This window comes from Clostridium sp. ZS2-4, assembly GCF_026719745.1.
In the GTDB taxonomy this organism is placed as follows: Bacteria; Bacillota; Clostridia; order Clostridiales; family Clostridiaceae; genus Clostridium_H.
Genome location: NZ_JAPPRQ010000053.1, coordinates 1 through 18,702, shown reverse-complemented (window position 1 = coordinate 18,702; position 18,702 = coordinate 1). Strand labels below are relative to the sequence as shown.

The window sequence follows — 18,702 nt, the reverse complement described above, 5'->3', positions numbered from 1 at the left end:
CAATATACTGGAGGCTTTTTATATTTAAAATAAAATTTTAATTGGCCTTTTTAGTTTTTAAAGATAATATGGTTGAGTTTTCAGGTAGTTCAAGCCATGAGTATTTAGGTGCACATATTGTTTGAGAACCATAAATGCCATGGTGTCCTGAGAATAGGTAACTTATCATACAAGAAATAAATAAAAATGGTATTCCTTGTCCATGGAAAAGTTCTAATCCCATAACAAAGCAGGCTAATGGTGTATTAGTTGCACCAGCAAATAAGGCTACAAAGCCTAAACTAGCTAGAAAGTAAGGTGACATATTTAGTATTTGACCTAGAGCATTACCTAAAGTTGAACCTATGAAGAATAAAGGTGTAACTTCTCCACCTTGATATCCAGCACCTAAAGTTATTGAAGTAAACAATGTTTTTAAGAAGAAAGTTGGTAGTGCTACTGGTTCTTTTAAAGATTTATCTATCATTGGAAGTCCTAAACCTAGATAATCTCTAGTGCTTAATAAGAAAACTAAAATGATGATTATTACACCGCCTATAAAGCTTTTATACGCTTGATTATTAGTGATTTTACCAAAAGTTTTTTTAAAGAAATAAGTAAGTTCGCTAAATAAGATACTTCCAAGTCCAAAACAAATAGATGCTATTATAACTTTAAATAAAACAACAAAAGACATTTCAGGAATTTGTATCATTTGATAATGTGAATGTGAAGCTCCTAATGCTAGAGCTACTTCATTTGATACAAAAGCAGATATAAAGCAGGGAATAAATGCATAGGAATGCATTTTACCTATTGCTATTACTTCCATTGCAAAAACGGTTCCTGCAAGAGGAGTTCCAAATACAGAACTAAAACCACTGCTTATACCGCAAAGTAATAATATTCGTCTGTCTTCCTTATTGATTTTTAATAGTCGACTAACTGTATCAGCTACACTTCCGCCCATTTGAATAGCAGTACCTTCTCTTCCAGCAGATCCTCCAAACAAATGAGTAACGATTGTTCCAAATAAAGTAAGTGGCGCTAATCTTGAAGGTACAGATTCTTCTTTTTTAGTTCCATGTTCTACTTGCTCAATAATTAAATTATTACCTTTACTGCTATTTTTACCCCATTTCATGTATATAAAGCTAACTAAAGCACCGCCTAGTGGAAGTAAAAATATAATATTAGGATGAATTTCTCTAAAACTAGTCACCTTACTGAGTGATATCAAAAATAAAGCGGATAGCATTCCTGATGGAACAGCCACTAATGAAGCTAATACTAACCATTTAATAAAGAATATGATGGCGTTAAAATGTTTGAAATCTTTGTTTGTGGAATTTTCTAATATTTTTCTCATGTACTAGTACCTCCTGAAATTTTTTAAAACAAAGAAAAACTTCTACAAATTAGCATGTACATAAAAACATATGTATATGCTAATTTGTAGAAGTTATTAACTTAATAAATAATAATCTATTAAGTGGTTTAGGATTTCTCCAAGGGCAACTTCATGCCCTATTTATTTAACTATGAAATTATAACATAAATTTTATTTGAGTACAATGTAAGTAAAAAAAGAGCTTAACACTAAAAGTGTCAGCTCTGTAATATAAATAGTTTTCTTATCTTAATCTTTTAGATTAAGTTTTTCTAGCAAATAATATAAAATTCTTTTTTGTCTTGTAATTACATGAGCTTGGCATTGCATTCCCAGTTTAATTTCAGCTTTTTTACCTTTATAACTATATAAGGGTTTGTTTTGAATATTTGCTTCTACTAAATAAAAACTAAGACCTGTATTAGGATTTACCTGTGAGTCTATACTTATTTTAGTTATTTCTCCTTTTAGCTCTCCATATTCTTTATATGGAAGGGCAGAAAAATGATACTTTATGATTTGCTTTTCTTTTAAATTTGCAATATCTTTATTGGAAACATAAAGTTCAACTTTATATTTAGAGTTATTTTTAGGCAAAATAGAGGCTACTACCATATCTATTGGTATAAAATCGCCTTTGGTAACAGGATTAACTATTCTTATAAATCCGTTAATTGGAGATTTAACAATACAATTACTAATATCTAATTTTACTTTTTCAAGTTCAGCAGTAATAGTCTTTATTTTTTTACTACAATCTTTTGCTTCATTGTCAACTTTAACTAAAGCATCAGTTTTATATTTTTTTATGTTTATAGAATAGCTTTGCGAATTATTTTTAAACATTTCGGAGTTTTTTTCAGTTTTCCCTGAATCTAATACTAGATTTTTTTGCTTATCATTATTATCTTGTATACTCTTTTTTATACTAAGAAGATATTCATTTTTATACTTAGAAAGGTCTGTTTTTGCTTGCTGCATATCTAATTCAGTATTTTGCAGTTCTTGTGTTGATACTATACCATCAGCTTCTAAAACTTTTAATTTTTCATAATAATCAAGTTTATTCTGATAGGTATTATCAAGCTTATCTAAATTTAATTTATAATCTAAAAATTGATTGTAGTATTTTTCGTTTTGTTCTGTAAACAGGTTTTCATTTTGTTCTATACATTGCTGCAGCAATGCCAAATTTTTAGATTCCTTTTCAAGTGATTCAATGTTATTTTGAATATTTTTTCTATTGATTTCTTGAAGTTTTTCAGTTTGATTCATTTCTAATGAAGGTTTTTCCAAGTTGCATTTTAATGCTGCGTAATCAGTTTCATATTTTAAATATTTATTGTAATATTCATTTTCACTTTTAGAATCAAAGTAATTCTTGTTTTCAGAAATGCTTTTCTTAAATTTAGTCAGCATACTATATTCTTTTTTATATTCTTTAAGAGTTTTTTCAATTGTTTTTTGTTGAAGTATTAATTCATTATGTTCTATAGTATATAGAATCTGCCCCTGCTTTACCGATTGACCATCTCTAAAATAGATATCTTTTACTTTACCAGTTACTATGTTTTTGATTGTGCTAATTTCATCATTGGGGCGAAGTACACCATCTGCTTTAACTACAACATCTATTTTACTAAAATATGACCATGTTAATGCAGATAATAAAATTAAAGCTATTATATAAATGAATATAGAAGTAAATTTATGAGGTTTAGCTTCTAATAATTCTATGCTATCTGTTATTTCATTTAAATCCCTAATTTCATATCTCATAGTGATTTCTCCTCCACGGATATAGATGCAGCTACTTCTTCTTTTACGTAATTTTCAGGAATTTGATCTTTCCAAAGTTCATAATAGTGTCCTTTATTTTTAATAAGCTCGTTATGAGACCCTGTTTCTATAATTTTACCTTTATCAATAACAAAAATTTTATCACATCGCATAATTGTGCTTAATCTATGAGCGATTATTATAGTAGTCATATTTTTACTAAACTCATACATAGTTTGTGCAATGGCCTTTTCAGTAACAGAATCTAAACTGCTTGTAGCCTCATCCATTATAAGTATATCTGGTTTTTTCAAGATTGCTCTAGCTATTGCCAATCTCTGTTTTTGACCTCCAGAGAAATTAGAACCATTTTCCTCAACATATGTGTTATATCTCAATGGCAGTTGGTTTATGAAGTCGTGAACTTTAGCTTTTTTGCATGCATCAATTATTGATTGGAAATCGAGATTTTTATTTCCTAAACATAAATTATCTTTTATAGTTCCACTAAAAAGGAAAATATCTTGAGATATATATGAAATTTTTTCTCTTAAGATTTCACGATTTATATCCTGAATATTGTATTGATTAATTAATATTTCTCCTTTTTCACATTGATAGAAATTCATCAGTAATTTAGCAATAGTAGTTTTTCCAGAACCACTTTCACCCACTAAAGCTATTTTTTCACCAGACAGTATGTTGATATTAAAGTCTTGAAGTACTAATTGACGAGATCCATATCTGAAACTTATATTTTTAAATTTAATATCTCCATTTAATGATGTGGGATTAATTTTTTTATCTTCATCTGTGCTTTTTTCCAGCTGCAAGTCTAATATCTCACTTAACCTGTCAGCCGCTACAATAGCAGTTTGAAGTTGAACTTGTAAATTTATTAAGTTTTCAATAGGATCTAAAAAGTAAACTAATAGCGCATTAAAAGCTAAAAGTTGGCCTAAAGAAAGTTTATTTTGAATAACTTCATAAGCTCCAATCCATAAAATAATCACACCGAATATACATTTAACACCACTTTTTATAGAACCTGCAAAGTTATTAATCATACCGTTTCTAAAAATACTTTTAAGCAGCTTTATAAATTTTTGTTCTGTTTTAAAATTAACTTCATTTTCAGCATTGAATGCTTTTACTGTTTCTATACCATTTAAAGATTCAACTAGATAAGAAGTTAAACTAGCGCTATTTTCCATCATTTCTCTATTAACATCTTTAATTGGCTTATTAAAACAAAGAACAATTATTCCATATAATATAACGGGAATTATAGTGATTCCAAATAAAAGGCTATTTTGATTGTAGAGAATAATTCCGCCTATGATAGCCATTATAGTGTCTATCATTATAGTTAATGTAGCCCCGGAAATTGCAGTTCTTATTTTTGAAGCATCATTGAATCTTGATATTATTTCCCCAACTTCTCTTGTGCCAAAAAAGTTTAGTGGAAGTTCTATAACGTGATTATAGTATCCGAGCATTAATGGAATATCCAACTTTTGACTTAAATGAAGAAGAAGCTGAGTTCTAAAAGCATTAAGTAATATTTTGAATGTATACAAAATTATAATTCCAATAGAAATAATATGAAGAGTCTTTTTCAGGTTATATTGCAAAATGTCATCCATTAAAAATTTAAAATAAAAGGAACTCAAAATTCCAAGCAGAGTTATTATGATAGATGATGCAAATATATTTAGCATCAATTTTTTATGTGGTTTAAGGAGAACCATGAATCTGGAAAATAATCCATTGGTTTTATTTCCTTTTATGAATTCATTACTTGGAACCATAAGAATCAATACGCCTGTCCATATTTTGAAAAAATCTTTAGGGGTGTATTTGACAATTCCTTTAGCTGGATCAGCAATTAAAATTTCTTTTTTAGTTACTTTATGAATGACTACATAATGAAGAAGCATTCCATCTACTATAACATGAGCTATAGCGGGAAGTGGAAATTTAACAAAAATATCTTCTTGTTTTACAACTTTAACTGCTTTGGCTGAGAAACCTAGTTTGTTAGCCGCATTTACAATGCCATATGCATTTGTACCTTGTTTATCAGTTCCTGCGATTTCACGTATTTTGGATATATGGATTTTAAGTCCATATTGCTTAGAAATAGTAGCTAAGCATGCTGCTGCACAATCTTTAATATCATGTTGTTTTATACACACATATTTTTTGAAAAAAAAGTCCATTTTATCATTCCTTTACAAAAATGAAAATTAATACATATTATATGATTATACTGTTTGCGACAAAAAATGGCAAATAATATTTAAAAGAATGAGATACAAACATATAATTTTTTATATACAAAAAAATACATAAGAGTATAAAGTTTTCATGGAAAAAAACGATAGAATAAATATAAAATTTACATTAAATACATATGTTTGATGGAAGGGTGACTTTATGGAAAATATAGAAGTTGGTAAAAGCTTCAGAATTGAAAATTTATTATCATTAAGAAAAAAAGTGACTAGATTACAAGCAAATCAAGAAATATTAAAAATACAGCAATTTCTTAAAAATAAGGGAGTTAAAAAAAATGGTCCACTCATAAACACTACTTTTAGTATAGAAATGGTAGATGGTGAACAGGTATTAGATATGGAATTTTTAATACCAATAGATAAGGTTAGTGAATTACCAGAAGAATATACTTTAAAGAAAGAACTTTATTTAGCAAATGCAGTTTTTGCAAGACATGTTGGTAATCCATCAACTCTTCAGAATGTATATAATAAAATCAATAATTATATAAAACAAAATAATTTAAGACCAATAGCAACTTCATATAATGTAAATGTTAAAGAAGCTAACAGTGCTGAAGAAATAAATGAAATGGTTATTGATATTTATTTACCAGTAAATCCTTGTGTTTTATAAGATGTTTGTAAATAACCTAATTAGGTTATTTATATATAAATAAATTTATATAAGGAGGGGATTAATATGACAATGGCTTTAAATACTACAGCATTCACAGAACTTACTTATGATGAGATGATGGTTGTTAATGGTGGAGCTTGGAGCTGGGGAGCATTTTTTGGTTCTATATTTGAAGGTGCTAAAACTGGTTATGAAAAAGCTGATCCTAATGGCACTATGAAATTACCTTTAATAGGAGATGTATCTGCTTCATTTGGACAAGCATTCTTAGGTGCTATTAATGGTGGTGTTGACTATTTAATTTGTGGTTGGTGTTAGTTTAGGACAATCATAGTAAATTCAAAATCCCCAAAAACGCCAGTTTTACGACTGGCGTTTTTTATCAAAAGACAAGTACATAAAAGTATATAAAAATGAAAGTTATCTCATTAGAGGTAACTTTCATTTTTATATAAATAATTACAAAAGCATTACATCATTAAGGGGAGAGATTACATCCCTAGTTAAAGAAGTTGAATAATGATTATTCAAGTTTGAAAAATTATTATTCAACTTGAATATATAGTTAGTAATTGAATGATTATCTATAAAACAATAGTCAAGTTTATTATGTTCCATTTCAACTTATACGGTATTAAAATGGAATCAGAAACAAGGATGAATAATAAAAAGATCCAAAAAATTTTGCAAACTGAGAGGATGAAGATTATGAAACCTATGAGAATGCACCATGTTGGTATTATTCTTCCTACAATGGAAGCTGCTCACCGTTATCTTGAAAAATTTGGTTTAGAAATTGATTATCAAGGATATGTTGAAGCATATCATGCAGATTTAATATTTACAAAGTATACGGAAAGAGATACCCCTGTTGAATTAATTATTCCAAAAGAAGGTGTTCTTAAGGATTTCAATGGAGGAAAAGGTGGTATTGCACATATTGCTTTTGAAGTTGAGGATGTTGAAGCCGTACGTAAAGAGTACGAAAGTAAAGGAATGGAAATGCTTGAAGGAAGTGCGGTGCCAGGAACAAGTGATATTATAGTTAATTTCTTGAGACCAAAATATGGAGAAGGAATACTTGTTGAATTTGTACAGACTGTTGGAGCAATTCAAAGATAAGTTCATTAAAAATATTTATATGGATATATTTTATAAAAATTAGGGGGATGAAGATTATGAAACCTATGAGAATGCATCACGTTGGTATTATTCTTCCTACAATGGAAGCAGCTCATCGTTTTCTTGAAAAATTTGATTTAGAAATTGATTATCAAGGATATGTTGAAGCATATCATGCAGATTTAATATTTACAAAATATACTGAAAAAGATAGTCCTATTGAATTAATTATTCCAAAGGAAGGTGTTCTTAAGGACTTTAATGGAGGAAAAGGTGGTATTGCACATATTGCTTTTGAAGTTGATGATGTTGAAGCTGTACGTAAAGAGTATAAAGATAAAGGAATGGAAATGCTTGAAGGAAGTGCTGTACCAGGAACAAGTGATATTATGGTTAATTTCTTAAGACCAAAATACGGAGAAGGAATACTTGTCGAATTTGTAGAAACTGTTGGAGAAATTCAAAGATAAGAAAGAAAGTAAACACATTTAAAGATACAAAGCTTATTAAAAAGAATGTAGAAAAATAACTAAGTTTATCTAAGTGTTGAAGAATTTGCAGGGAGTAATATTATAAAAAACGATGTAGATGTATTTTTTCGACTATATTTTAATAGGTAATTTAATGCAAAAGTTGAAGAAAAGTGTATAATTCAGAGTAGCTTGTAAGTCCCAAGAATAGTAAGATACATGCATAGTTAAACCAATTGATTTATGACTTGAAAAAAAAGTTGAATTATCTTTCCTATAAATAATTCAACTTTTTGTTGTTTTAATCTAGTCGAATTTGTATTAGAATAAAGTCAGAAACAAAATTCGATATTAAATCATTTAATTTAATGATTATTATCCTTAAGTGAAAATCTGCGTAGATTGTAATACTTGAATTAATGCTATACAAAAATAAAATTGTAGATAGGGGGAAGACTAATGAAGAAAGTTAAAATATTAACAGCTGAAGAAGCGGTTCAATTAGTTAAAGATGGTGACACACTTGTTACAAGTGGATTTGTTGGTAACTGTAATCCTGAAGCATTAAGTAAGGCAATAGAAAGAAGATATTTAGAAACAGGTTCACCTAAAGATATAACATTTTTCTATCCAGCATCTCAAGGTGACAGAAGTGGTAAAACAGGTGGCGACCATTATGCTCATGAAGGTTTAGTTAAAAGAGTAATAGCAGGTCATTATGCTACTGCTCCAAAATTAGGAGAATTCTGTCTTGCAAATAAATGTGAAGCATATAACTTGCCACAAGGAGCTTTAGTATATTTACTAAGAGATATGGCCGGTCACAGACCTGGTACAATTACTCATGTTGGTTTAGATACTTTCGTTGATCCAAGAAATGGCGGCGGTAAAATAAATGAGAGAACAACAGAAGATTTAGTAGAAGTTATAGAAATTAATGGTGAAGAAAAACTTTTCTACAAAGCATTCTCAGTAGATGTTGCTTTCATTAGAGGAACTTATGCAGACGAGTATGGTAATATAACTGTTGAAAAAGAAGTAGCTACTACTGAAGTTACATCTATAGCACAGGCTGTTAAAAATAATGGTGGTAAGGTCATTGTACAAGTTGAAAAGGTTGTCAAAGCTGGTACATTAGATCCTAGATTAGTAAAAGTACCAGGAGTTTATGTTCATGCTGTTGTAGTAGCTGATCCAGAAGATCACGAACAAAGCTTAGGAAGAGAATTTAATCCAGCACTTTGTGGAATAGTAAGAGAACCAGTAGGTGGAGATGTAGAAATTAGTCCACTAACAGCTAAAAAAGTTATAGCAAGAAGAGCTGCTATGGAATTGAGAGAAGATACAGCTGTTAACTTAGGTGTAGGAGCCCCTGAATATATTGCACAAGTTGCAAATGAAGAAGGAATTGGCGATTACATGACTTTAACTGTTGAGTCAGGTGCAATTGGAGGTATTCCTCAAGGAGGACCAAGATTTGGTTCAGCTTTAAATCCTGATGCTATTATCGATCAACCATATCAATTTGATTTCTATGATGGTGGCGGTCTTGACATGGCATTCTTAGGATTAGCAGAATGTGATGAAAATGGTAACATTAATGTTAGTAGATTTGGTCCAAAACTACCAGGTTGTGGTGGATTCATCAATATAACACAAAACTCTAAAAAAGTATTCTTCTGTGGTACTTTCACAGCAGGTGGTTTGAAAGTAAATATTGAAGATGGCAAAGTAGTAATAGCAGAAGAAGGTAAGAAGATTAAATTTATAAAAGATGTTGAACAGGTTACATTCAGTGGAAGATATGCAAACAAAAACAAACAACCTGTACTATATATAACAGAAAGATGTGTATTTGAATTAAAAGAAGATGGACTTCACTTAATAGAAGTTGCACCTGGAATTGACATTCAAACACAAATCCTTGACTTAATGGAATTTGCTCCTAAGATTGATGGAGAAGTTAAGATTATGGATGAAAAATTATTCAAAGAAGAAAATATGGGATTAAAAAAATAGATAATAGATAATAATAAGATTATCTTATGTAGTTGTCCTGCTAAGGTCATAACTATTATGACCTTAGCAGGAAATACCAAAGAGAAAATTATCATACAAAGGAGAGCATGCGATGTATACAATGGGAATTGACGTTGGTTCTGCCTCCTCAAAAGTTGTAATACTTGAAAATGGGAAAGATATTATTGCTGCAGAAGTAGTTCAAGTTGGAACAGGTTCTACGGGACCTAAGAGAGCTTTGGACAAGGCACTTTCAAAATCAGGTCTTACATTAGAGGACATGACCAAAGTTGTTGCTACGGGTTACGGAAGATTTGCCTTGGAAGAAGCACATAAACAATTTAGTGAAATTAGTTGCCATGCTAAAGGTATTTTCTTTTTAGTGCCTACAGCAAAAACAATAATTGATATTGGTGGCCAAGATGCTAAGGCAATTAAACTTGACAGTAGAGGTGGCGTTAAGCAATTTTTCATGAATGATAAATGTGCAGCAGGAACAGGGCGTTTTCTTGATGTAATGTCAAGAGTGCTTGAAGTTGAGCTTGGTGAGATGGCAGAATATGATTCTCGTGCAACAGAACCAGCTACTGTTAGTAGTACATGTACAGTTTTTGCAGAATCTGAGGTAATATCTCAGCTTTCAAAGGGAGTTGCTAAAGAAAACATCATCGCTGGCGTTCATCAATCAGTAGCTAGTAAAGCTTGCGGACTTGCCTATAGAGGTGGAGTAGAAGATGACGTTGTTATGTGTGGCGGTGTTGCTCAAAATGCAGGAGTTGTTAGAGCGATAAGTAGAGAACTCAAAAGAGAAGTAATTGTAGCGCCAAATCCACAAATTACAGGTGCACTTGGTGCAGCATTATTTGCTTATGAGGAAGCTAATAAATAAAAGCTAATAAACTTATAAATAAAATATATTGAGAAAGAGGGATAATAATGTCTGATATAGCAGAAATGAGTTCAAAACAATTATTAGGTTACTATCAGGAAAAACTAGATGAAGAAGCAAGACAAGCGAAAAAAGAAGGAAAGCTTGTTTGTTGGTCAGCATCAGTTGCTCCTCCAGAATTCTGTGTTGCTATGGATATAGCTATGGTATATCCTGAAACACATGCAGCAGGAATAGGTGCAAGAAAAGGTGCATTAGATATGCTAGAAGTTGCAGATCAAAAAGGATACTCACTAGACATCTGTTCTTATGCAAGAGTAAACCTTGGATACATGGAACTTTTAAAAGAAAAAGCTTTAACTGGAGTAACACCTGAAAAACTTAAAAACTCTCCAGCAGCAGATGTACCACTTCCAGACCTTGTAATAACATGTAATAACATTTGTAATACATTATTAAAATGGTATGAAAACCTTGCAGTAGAATTAAACATTCCTTGCATCGTAATCGACGTACCATTCAACCATACAATGCCAATTCCACAATATGCTAAAGATTATATAGCAGAACAATATAAAGCAGCTATTGCACAACTTGAAGAAATCTGTGGAAAGAAATTCGACTATGACAAATTCTTAGAAGTACAAGAACAAACTCAACGTTCTGTTGCTCAATGGAATAGATTAGCTGATATGTTACACCACAAACCATCACCATTAAATGGTTTCGATCTTTTCAACTTCATGGCTCTTATCGTTTGTGCTAGAAGTAAAGATTATGCTGAAATCACATTCAAGAAGTTTGCTGATGAACTTGATGAAAAGCTTGCAAATGGTGTTTATGCAATGAAAGGAAATGAACAAAAACGTGTTACTTGGGAAGGTATAGCTGTTTGGCCACACCTTGGACACACATTCAAAACATTAAAAAATGCTGGAGATATAATGACTGGATCAGCATATCCAGGACTTTGGAACTTAACTTATACTCCAGGAGATATGAGCTCAATGGCAGAAGCTTATACTAGAATTTATATCAACACTTGTCTTGACAATAAAGTTAAGGTTCTTAGTGATATAATAGACGGTGGACAATGTGATGGTATCCTTTATCACCAAAACAGAAGCTGTAAGTTAATGAGTTTATTAAATGTAGAAACAGCTGAAAGATTACAACAAGAAAATGGATTACCATATGTAAGCTTCGACGGAGACCAAACTGATCCTCGTAACTTCGCTCCTGCACAATATGAAACACGTGTACAGGCGTTAGATGAAATGATGAGACAAGGGGAGGACAAATCTAATGAGTAGAATAGAAAACATTATAAATGAATTATCAGTAATTGCAAGCAATCCAAGAAAAGTTATGGAAGATTATAAAGCAGAAACTGGTAAAGGAGCAGTAGGTGTTATGCCTGTATATGCTCCAGAAGAACTAATTCATGCAGCAGGTTTTCTTCCAATAGGAATTTGGGGAGGACAAAAGAGCATATCTAAAGCTCGTGCATACTTACCTCCATTTGCTTGTTCAATCATGCAATCAGTTATGGAAATGCAACTTGAAGGAGCATATGATGAGTTAAAGGCAGTACTTTTCTCAGTACCATGTGATACATTAAAGTGCTTAAGCCAAAAGTGGAAAGGAACATCTCCTGTAATAGTGTTCACTCATCCACAAAACAGAAAATTAGAAGCTTCAAATGCATTCCTTGCTGAAGAATTCAGACTTGTTCGTGAAAAACTTGAAAAAATACTAAATGTAGAAATTACAGATGAAGCAATAAACAACAGTATCGAAGTATACAACGAAAACCGTAGAGCTATGCGTGAATTCTCAGATCTTGCTGCTGAGTATCCACAAGTTATCGATCCAATAAAACGTCATGCTGTAATGAAATCAAGACACTTCATGGAAAAATCAAAACATACTGCTATGGTAAAAGAATTAATAGCAGAAGTTAAAGCTATGCCTGTTGAACCATGGACTGGTAAGAAAGTTATCTTAACTGGTATCACTGCTGAGCCAAATGAAGTATTAGAAATCTTCAAAGAAAATGGATTAGCTGTTGTTGCAGATGATCTTGCACAAGAATCAAGACAATTCAGACTTGATGTACCAGAAGGAACAGATCCATTATACAGATTAGCTAAATGGTGGCAAGATTTTGACGGATGTTCTCTTGCAACAGATCCTAAAAAACCAAGAGGCCAAATGCTTATAGATATGGTTAAAAAATACAATGCAGACGCAGTTGTTGTTTGTATGATGAAATTCTGTGATCCAGAAGAATTCGATTATCCAATCTACTATGCACAATTTGAAGAAGCTGGAATTAAGAGCTTATATATAGAAATCGACCAAGAAGCAACAGCTTTTGAACAAGTTAAAACAAGAGTACAAAGCTTCGCTGAAATGCTTTAATTTTAAAATATATCATTAATATATTTTATTACGAATAAAAAACCCTGTAAGGCTTAAAAATAGTCTTACAGGGTTTTATTTATATTAATAGAAAATATAGAAATTTGAAATTTCTGATAATTTTCCTATGTCATTTGAATTCATAAACTATAATTGTTATAATAATATATGCAAAGTGTCTAAAAAACCTACAAAAACTATTTTGAAAAGATAAAAATAGCTTAAGATAACTCATTTGAATTTCAAATAGTGAAATTTATAGTTTTGATTTGTTTTTTTAGCTAAAAGTTGGAGGTATTTCATGAGGAAAACGGAAAATTATGGTTCTATATTAAAAAAATTATTATGTTTTACAGATACTAAATTTGTGGTGTTATCGAAAGTTGTGGGATATGATATATCTTATATAAGTAAATGGTGTAATAACATTAAGATACCTACTTCTAAAAATATTGAAAATATTAATGAAAGAGCAGCAATATTTTTTTCAGAGCAAATAATAAAAAGAAATATAGTTAAAGAATTTTGGCAAATATTTGGAATAACACAACCTATTGAGATGGATGATTCAACAATTAATGATATATTAAAAAATCATATATATGATTTTTTAGATAATGCATATAAAAAATCAGAAACTGAATTATGTGAAAAAAATGAGAAAAAGCATGACGACAGTAAGATTATTGTTGGTAAAAATCAAGTGACTAAGTTTATTAGAGAAATTATTTCTACAACGATTCAGAATTCAACAACGGATATTGAATTATTATCTACAATTGACATTTGTAAGGCAACTGCTAATATTAATCTGGATACAATGAAGGAATATACGTTGAATGATATTAGGGTTAGTGCCAAGGTTGGATTTAATATGGAGGAATTTGAGACAAATCCCAATTTCTATTTGTGGAGAATATACTTTATATTAAATAAAAAATGGAATATAGAATTTGAATTTTTCGATAATAAAAATATGGATAAGCTGAATATAATAGCAATCAGGGATAAATTTGCAATTATTTTAGCCTTGGATTCTGATGGGTTGGCAGATGCAGCAACTGTTATAACAGATCATGAAACAGTAAATAAAATCTATGATAAAACTATTGCTAAATTTACAAAGGGAGACCTCTTAATTAGGTGTGTAGAACCAGCAGTGTTAGAGCAAAGTGGATATAGAACAGATTTTTATTCTAATGATGAGTTCCAATTTGTTTCTACAAGAGGATTTGAATTTTTATTACCTTATGATATAATTTCAGATATTATTGAGGCAGCTTACAACCAAGGGTTTGGGGATAAAACAGCGTTTTTACTTAGAAAATTACAAATTACATGGGAAGAGAGATTTGAAAAAGGTAAAATTGATTTTATTATTTTAAAGTCTGCACTTATGAAGTATATTGAAGAAGGAGATATATTTTATACTGATGTCAGGTATAAATTGCCGGTAGAACAAAGAAAAGCTCATGCTCATAAAATAGTAGAATCTATGAAGAAAAATAATAATATTAAAATTACAATTTTGAATGATGAGTTACTTAATTATGATGTGAATTTCTTTAAAATTTCAGTTAATGTAAATAACAAAAAAGTTTTTTTAAAGAAGCATTTAAAAGGTATTTCCAGCTCTGTACCTTCCGTTTATACAATAATAAATGAGAATCTTGTTAAATATATTAATGAATATTTACTAATGATAAAAAATAAAGATTTTTGTGCAGAATATGATGTTGATGCAGTAGAACAAGCTGTAGAAGAATATGGGAATATGTTTTTTAGAATAATGGAAACAAAAAATTAGATTTATATCTATATTTTATAATGACAGCATAATCCCCAGTATATTATATAACGGAAAATAATATGCTGGGGGTTTTTATAATTTTTAACTTTATTTTTTAGGTATCCAACTATTAACTAGATCTTCGTGGTTATTCATCCATTCTTTAGCAACTTCTAAAGGTTTTTTATCACTTTCATAGATATCATACATTAGACCACTTAAATCTTTAATATCTATTTTGTAGTTGCTTAAGAATTTAGTAACTTCAGGCATATCTTCTTCAAATCCTGTTCTAATGATTTTATAAGCACTTTCTTCGGTTCCATAAACCTTTTTAGGATCTTCTAAAAACTTAAGATTCCATTTTCCAAATTTCCAGTGAGGTTTCCAACCTGTAACGACTATATCCTCTTTTTTATCAATAGCATCTTTTAGCATTGTAGTCATTGCTGGACCGCTTCCTTCTATTAATTCCAAATCTAGATTATATTCTTCAATAGCTTTGGAAGTAGCATTCATAATACCAGCACCAGGATCAATTCCTGTAATTTTACCTTTTAAATTACCTTTAATGCTATTTAATTCTCCTATACTATTTATCTTAGTATATGAAGGAACTACTAGTCCTAAGAGAGCATTTTCATAGACTGGGCCTAACTTTACTACTTTACCTTTAACTTTATCCATATAATCTTTATGGGTTACTGGAAGCCATACATCTAAATAAGCATCTGTATCTCCTTCGCCTACAGAAGTGAATACTACACCTGGATCAGCCATGTTTATTGTAACATCATATCCCATTTTATCCTCCAAAACTGCTTTTGCTAGATAAGTTACAGCTATACAATCTGACCAATTAACACAAGCTATTTTAACTGTTTTTTTACTTTCTTTTTTTGCAGTAGTACAACTTGGGAATGAAGTGACAATTAAAGTTACCATTGTTAATAATACAATTATTTTTTTAGATAATCTTTTCATTATTATCCTCCTTATATTTTAATAGTGTATATAATTTTTATTATAAATTACCTAAAGATTCAGTTATTCTATCCAGTATCATAGCTAAAATTACTACAGCAATACCACTTTCGAATCCTAAACCTATATTAAGTTGTGTAATTCCGGATAAAACTTCTCTTCCAAGTCCACCAGCTCCTATCATAGCTGAAATAACAACCATTGATAGAGATAACATTATAGTTTGATTTACTCCTGTTAAAATTGTAGATAAAGCCATTGGAAGTTGAACTTTATAGAGCATTTGCTTTGGTGTAGAACCAAATGATTTTGCAGCTTCTATAACTTCTTTTGGTACTTGACGTATTCCCAGATTTGTAAGTCTTACTGCAGGAGGTGTTGAAAAAATAACTGTTGCAATAGTTCCTGGAACTTTTCCCATTCCAAAGAATAATACTGCTGGAATCAAATATACAAAAGCAGGCATAGTTTGCATAAAATCAAGAATAGGTCTTAGTATAGTATTAACTTTTTCATGGCGTGCAGACCAAATTCCTAAAGGAATGCCTATGACTAGAGCAATAAGGGCAGAAACTAATACTAAAGCTAGTGTTTGCATAGTTTGAGTCCATAATCCCATAAAATATATAAATAATAACCCTATAATGCTTAAGAAAGCAACTCTTTTACTAGATATTTTAAAGGCAAGAAACCCAATTAGTATTATCATGATGATACTAGGAATAAATAATAATACTGATTCCAATCCTATTATAAAGGTTTCATTTATAATTCTTATTATGTTAAAAACAGGGTCAAGATTATTTTTAAGCCAATTAATTATTATTTCAAATAATTTTCCAACAGGTAGTGTAAACATTATTATTCCTCCATTCCTGCTATTCCCGCTATTATAGTTGATCTTTTTATGATGCCTAAAACGGTGTTGTCTTTTCCAAGTACAGCAATTGGATATTTGGTATCTATAGCTATAGGTAATAATTCTGAAATAGAAGTATCTTCAGAAGTAGTAGGTACATCTTTAACAAGTATATCGTCTATTGAATGAATATTTTGTTCAACTAGTCTTTTAGCATCTTCAATTTTAACTATTCCTTTTAATTTGCCATCTTGAGATAATACATATATGCTTGATATTTCTTCTTGTTTCATAATTCTTACAGCTGCTTTGGGACCATTTTTAGGAGAGATAATTGCAATAGGTTTTTTCATAATAGTTGATGCAGTTATTACTTTACTTCTATCTACATCTTCAACAAATTTTTTTACATATTCACTTGCAGGATTTGTAAGTATTTCTTCTGAATCACCTATTTGTTCTATTATGCCATCTTTCATGATTACAATTCTGTCTCCAAGTCTTAGGGCCTCATCTAAGTCATGAGTTATAAATACTATTGTTTTTTTCAATCTAGCTTGTAATTCCAAAAGTTCACTCTGCATATCTCTACGAATAAGAGGATCAAGGGCACTGAAAGCCTCATCCATTAATAGTATATCTGCTCCAGTAGCTAGTGCACGAGCAATACCAACTCTTTGCTGCATACCTCCACTCAATTCGTCTGGCATATTTTCTTCATACCCCTTTAATCCTACTAATTCCAATGCCTCATAGGCTTTCTTTTTTCTTACTTCAGAATCTATATTTTGAACTTCTAGTCCATATTCTACATTGCTGCATATGGTCCTATGTGGAAAAAGGGCAAAATGTTGAAATACCATTGTTACTTTTTTTCGACGTACATCTCTAAGTTTTTCATCATTACATTTTAATAAATCTTCTCCATCTATAAGAATTTCACCCATAGTAGGTTTTATCAGGCGATTTAGGCACCTTATCAGAGTGGATTTTCCACTACCTGATAACCCCATAACTACAAAAAACTCTCCATTATGTACTTGAAAATTAGCGTTATTTACTCCCACGGTGTTTCCAAATTTATTATGGATTTCATCTTTTGACATTCCGTTTTGTAAAAGAGGAATAACCTTTTTAGGATTCCTACCGAAGACTTTATATAAGTTTTTAACTTCAATTTTAGCCATTTTATACCTCCTGAAGTATTAAAAGTTATTACACCAATAAGTTGAGTTAACGATATAATTAGTTTTTACAAAAGAGCTAATTTTTATTTAACATTCACCCAAACAGTATTTTCCACATAGTATAGAGTATAAGCAATGAATATGGAGTGTGTTTTAGTGATATATGCACTAATATTGGCTGGTGGAAAAGGGACAAGACTATTTCCATTGTCTCGTGACAAGAATCCAAAGCAATTTTTGAGAGTTATAAATGAAAAGAGTTTTTTAAGGAATACTGTGGATAGAATAACTCCTTTAGTTAATAAAGAAAATATATGTGTAGTTACTAATAGAGACTATATAGATAAAGTTAGTGAAGAATTACCTGAAATAAACAGGGATAATATCTTCGTTGAACCTGCTAATAAAGAGACCGCAACCTGCATAGGTCTTTCAGCAGTTAAACTTCTAAAAAAAGATAAGGATGCAACAATTATAGTTCTTCCTTCAGATCATTATATACAGCAGCAAAAACAATTTATAGATACCTTATCTCAAGCGATACAAATAGCAGAAAGAAGACGTGGTCTTGTAACTATTGGTGTAAACCCTACAAGACCAGAAACAGGATATGGATATATTCAGATGGGAGATAGAGTCACTGGGGATATTCCAACTTTTAAAGTAGAACGATTTACTGAAAAACCTAACATAGAAGTTGCAAAGGATTTTTTGTTTAATGGAAATTATCTTTGGAACAGCGGTATGTTTGTTTGGAGAGCAGATGTATTCTTAAGGGAGATGGAAAAATATCTTCCAAAGATGTATAGAAATTTGATGGAGATATACAAAGAAGTAGGAACAGAAAAGGAAGAGGAAACTATAAATGAACAATATAATTTAATAGAGGGAA

Annotated in this window: 16 protein-coding genes and 1 riboswitch; of the genes, 10 read left to right on the top strand and 6 right to left on the bottom strand. The window is 30.5% G+C overall.

Annotation, left to right across the window (positions count from 1 at the left end; translation table 11 throughout):
* Positions 1–37: 37 nt before the first annotated feature.
* The 3 genes from OIO11_RS10075 to OIO11_RS10065 form a co-directional block, all read right to left on the bottom strand.
* A complete protein-coding gene (locus OIO11_RS10075) occupies positions 38–1,348 on the bottom strand; it encodes a voltage-gated chloride channel family protein (protein ID WP_268071329.1) in 1,311 nt (436 codons plus the stop codon).
* Positions 1,349–1,428: 80 nt separating this feature from the next.
* A riboswitch (Fluoride riboswitch) is annotated at positions 1,429–1,516 on the bottom strand.
* A gap of 102 nt (positions 1,517–1,618) precedes the next feature.
* Complete coding sequence (locus OIO11_RS10070) at positions 1,619–3,148, bottom strand: HlyD family efflux transporter periplasmic adaptor subunit (RefSeq protein WP_268071328.1); 1,530 nt, start codon at positions 3,146–3,148, stop codon at positions 1,619–1,621.
* Entirely contained in the window at positions 3,145–5,370 is a 2,226-nt protein-coding gene (locus OIO11_RS10065) for a peptidase domain-containing ABC transporter (RefSeq protein WP_268071327.1), read from the bottom strand. Before OIO11_RS10065 ends, OIO11_RS10070 begins: the two co-directional genes overlap by 4 nt.
* 217 nt (positions 5,371–5,587) lie before the next feature.
* Between OIO11_RS10065 and OIO11_RS10060 the strand changes: the two genes are divergently transcribed.
* The 9 genes from OIO11_RS10060 (at position 5,588) to OIO11_RS10020 (ending at position 14,798) form a co-directional block, all read left to right on the top strand.
* Positions 5,588–6,064, top strand: coding sequence for a GyrI-like domain-containing protein (locus tag OIO11_RS10060; protein WP_268071326.1), 477 nt, complete (start codon positions 5,588–5,590; stop codon positions 6,062–6,064).
* Between the two features lie 66 nt (positions 6,065–6,130).
* The gene (locus tag OIO11_RS10055) at positions 6,131–6,385 is read left to right on the top strand and encodes a hypothetical protein (protein ID WP_268071325.1); all 255 of its coding nucleotides are present in this window, start codon (positions 6,131–6,133) and stop codon (positions 6,383–6,385) included.
* 390 nt (positions 6,386–6,775) lie between these two features.
* Positions 6,776–7,189 carry a VOC family protein gene (locus OIO11_RS10050; protein WP_268071324.1) on the top strand — a complete coding sequence of 138 codons (414 nt, stop codon included), beginning with the start codon at positions 6,776–6,778 and terminating at the stop codon, positions 7,187–7,189.
* 56 nt (positions 7,190–7,245) lie between these two features.
* Positions 7,246–7,659 carry a VOC family protein gene (locus tag OIO11_RS10045; protein ID WP_268071323.1) on the top strand — a complete coding sequence of 138 codons (414 nt, stop codon included), beginning with the start codon at positions 7,246–7,248 and terminating at the stop codon, positions 7,657–7,659.
* Between the two features lie 459 nt (positions 7,660–8,118).
* Complete coding sequence (locus OIO11_RS10040; protein WP_268071322.1) at positions 8,119–9,678, top strand: acyl CoA:acetate/3-ketoacid CoA transferase; 1,560 nt, start codon at positions 8,119–8,121, stop codon at positions 9,676–9,678.
* Positions 9,679–9,790: 112 nt separating this feature from the next.
* Complete coding sequence (locus OIO11_RS10035) at positions 9,791–10,567, top strand: acyl-CoA dehydratase activase (protein ID WP_268071321.1); 777 nt, start codon at positions 9,791–9,793, stop codon at positions 10,565–10,567.
* A gap of 47 nt (positions 10,568–10,614) precedes the next feature.
* Positions 10,615–11,880, top strand: coding sequence for a 2-hydroxyacyl-CoA dehydratase subunit D (locus OIO11_RS10030; RefSeq protein ID WP_268071320.1), 1,266 nt, complete (start codon positions 10,615–10,617; stop codon positions 11,878–11,880).
* Positions 11,873–12,991 carry a 2-hydroxyacyl-CoA dehydratase subunit D gene (locus OIO11_RS10025; protein WP_268071319.1) on the top strand — a complete coding sequence of 373 codons (1,119 nt, stop codon included), beginning with the start codon at positions 11,873–11,875 and terminating at the stop codon, positions 12,989–12,991. The genes OIO11_RS10030 and OIO11_RS10025 overlap by 8 nt, the downstream gene beginning before the upstream one ends.
* A 301-nt stretch (positions 12,992–13,292) precedes the next feature.
* Complete coding sequence (locus tag OIO11_RS10020; protein WP_268071318.1) at positions 13,293–14,798, top strand: hypothetical protein; 1,506 nt, start codon at positions 13,293–13,295, stop codon at positions 14,796–14,798.
* A 90-nt stretch (positions 14,799–14,888) separates the two neighbouring features.
* Here OIO11_RS10020 and OIO11_RS10015 read toward each other — a convergent pair whose 3' ends face one another.
* The 3 genes from OIO11_RS10015 to OIO11_RS10005 are packed head-to-tail and all read right to left on the bottom strand — an operon-like array spanning position 14,889 to position 17,810.
* Entirely contained in the window at positions 14,889–15,764 is an 876-nt protein-coding gene (locus tag OIO11_RS10015) for a glycine betaine ABC transporter substrate-binding protein (protein WP_268071317.1), read from the bottom strand.
* Positions 15,765–15,804: 40 nt separating this feature from the next.
* On the bottom strand, positions 15,805–16,623 hold the full coding sequence (locus OIO11_RS10010) for an ABC transporter permease (RefSeq protein ID WP_268071316.1): 819 nt from the start codon (positions 16,621–16,623) through the stop codon (positions 15,805–15,807).
* A 2-nt stretch (positions 16,624–16,625) separates the two neighbouring features.
* Positions 16,626–17,810, bottom strand: a complete 1,185-nt coding sequence (locus OIO11_RS10005; protein ID WP_268071315.1) for a quaternary amine ABC transporter ATP-binding protein — start codon at positions 17,808–17,810, stop codon at positions 16,626–16,628.
* Between the two features lie 156 nt (positions 17,811–17,966).
* Between OIO11_RS10005 and OIO11_RS10000 the strand changes: the two genes are divergently transcribed.
* The coding region (locus tag OIO11_RS10000) for a mannose-1-phosphate guanylyltransferase (RefSeq protein ID WP_268071314.1) at positions 17,967–18,702 on the top strand (736 nt) is incomplete at its 3' end.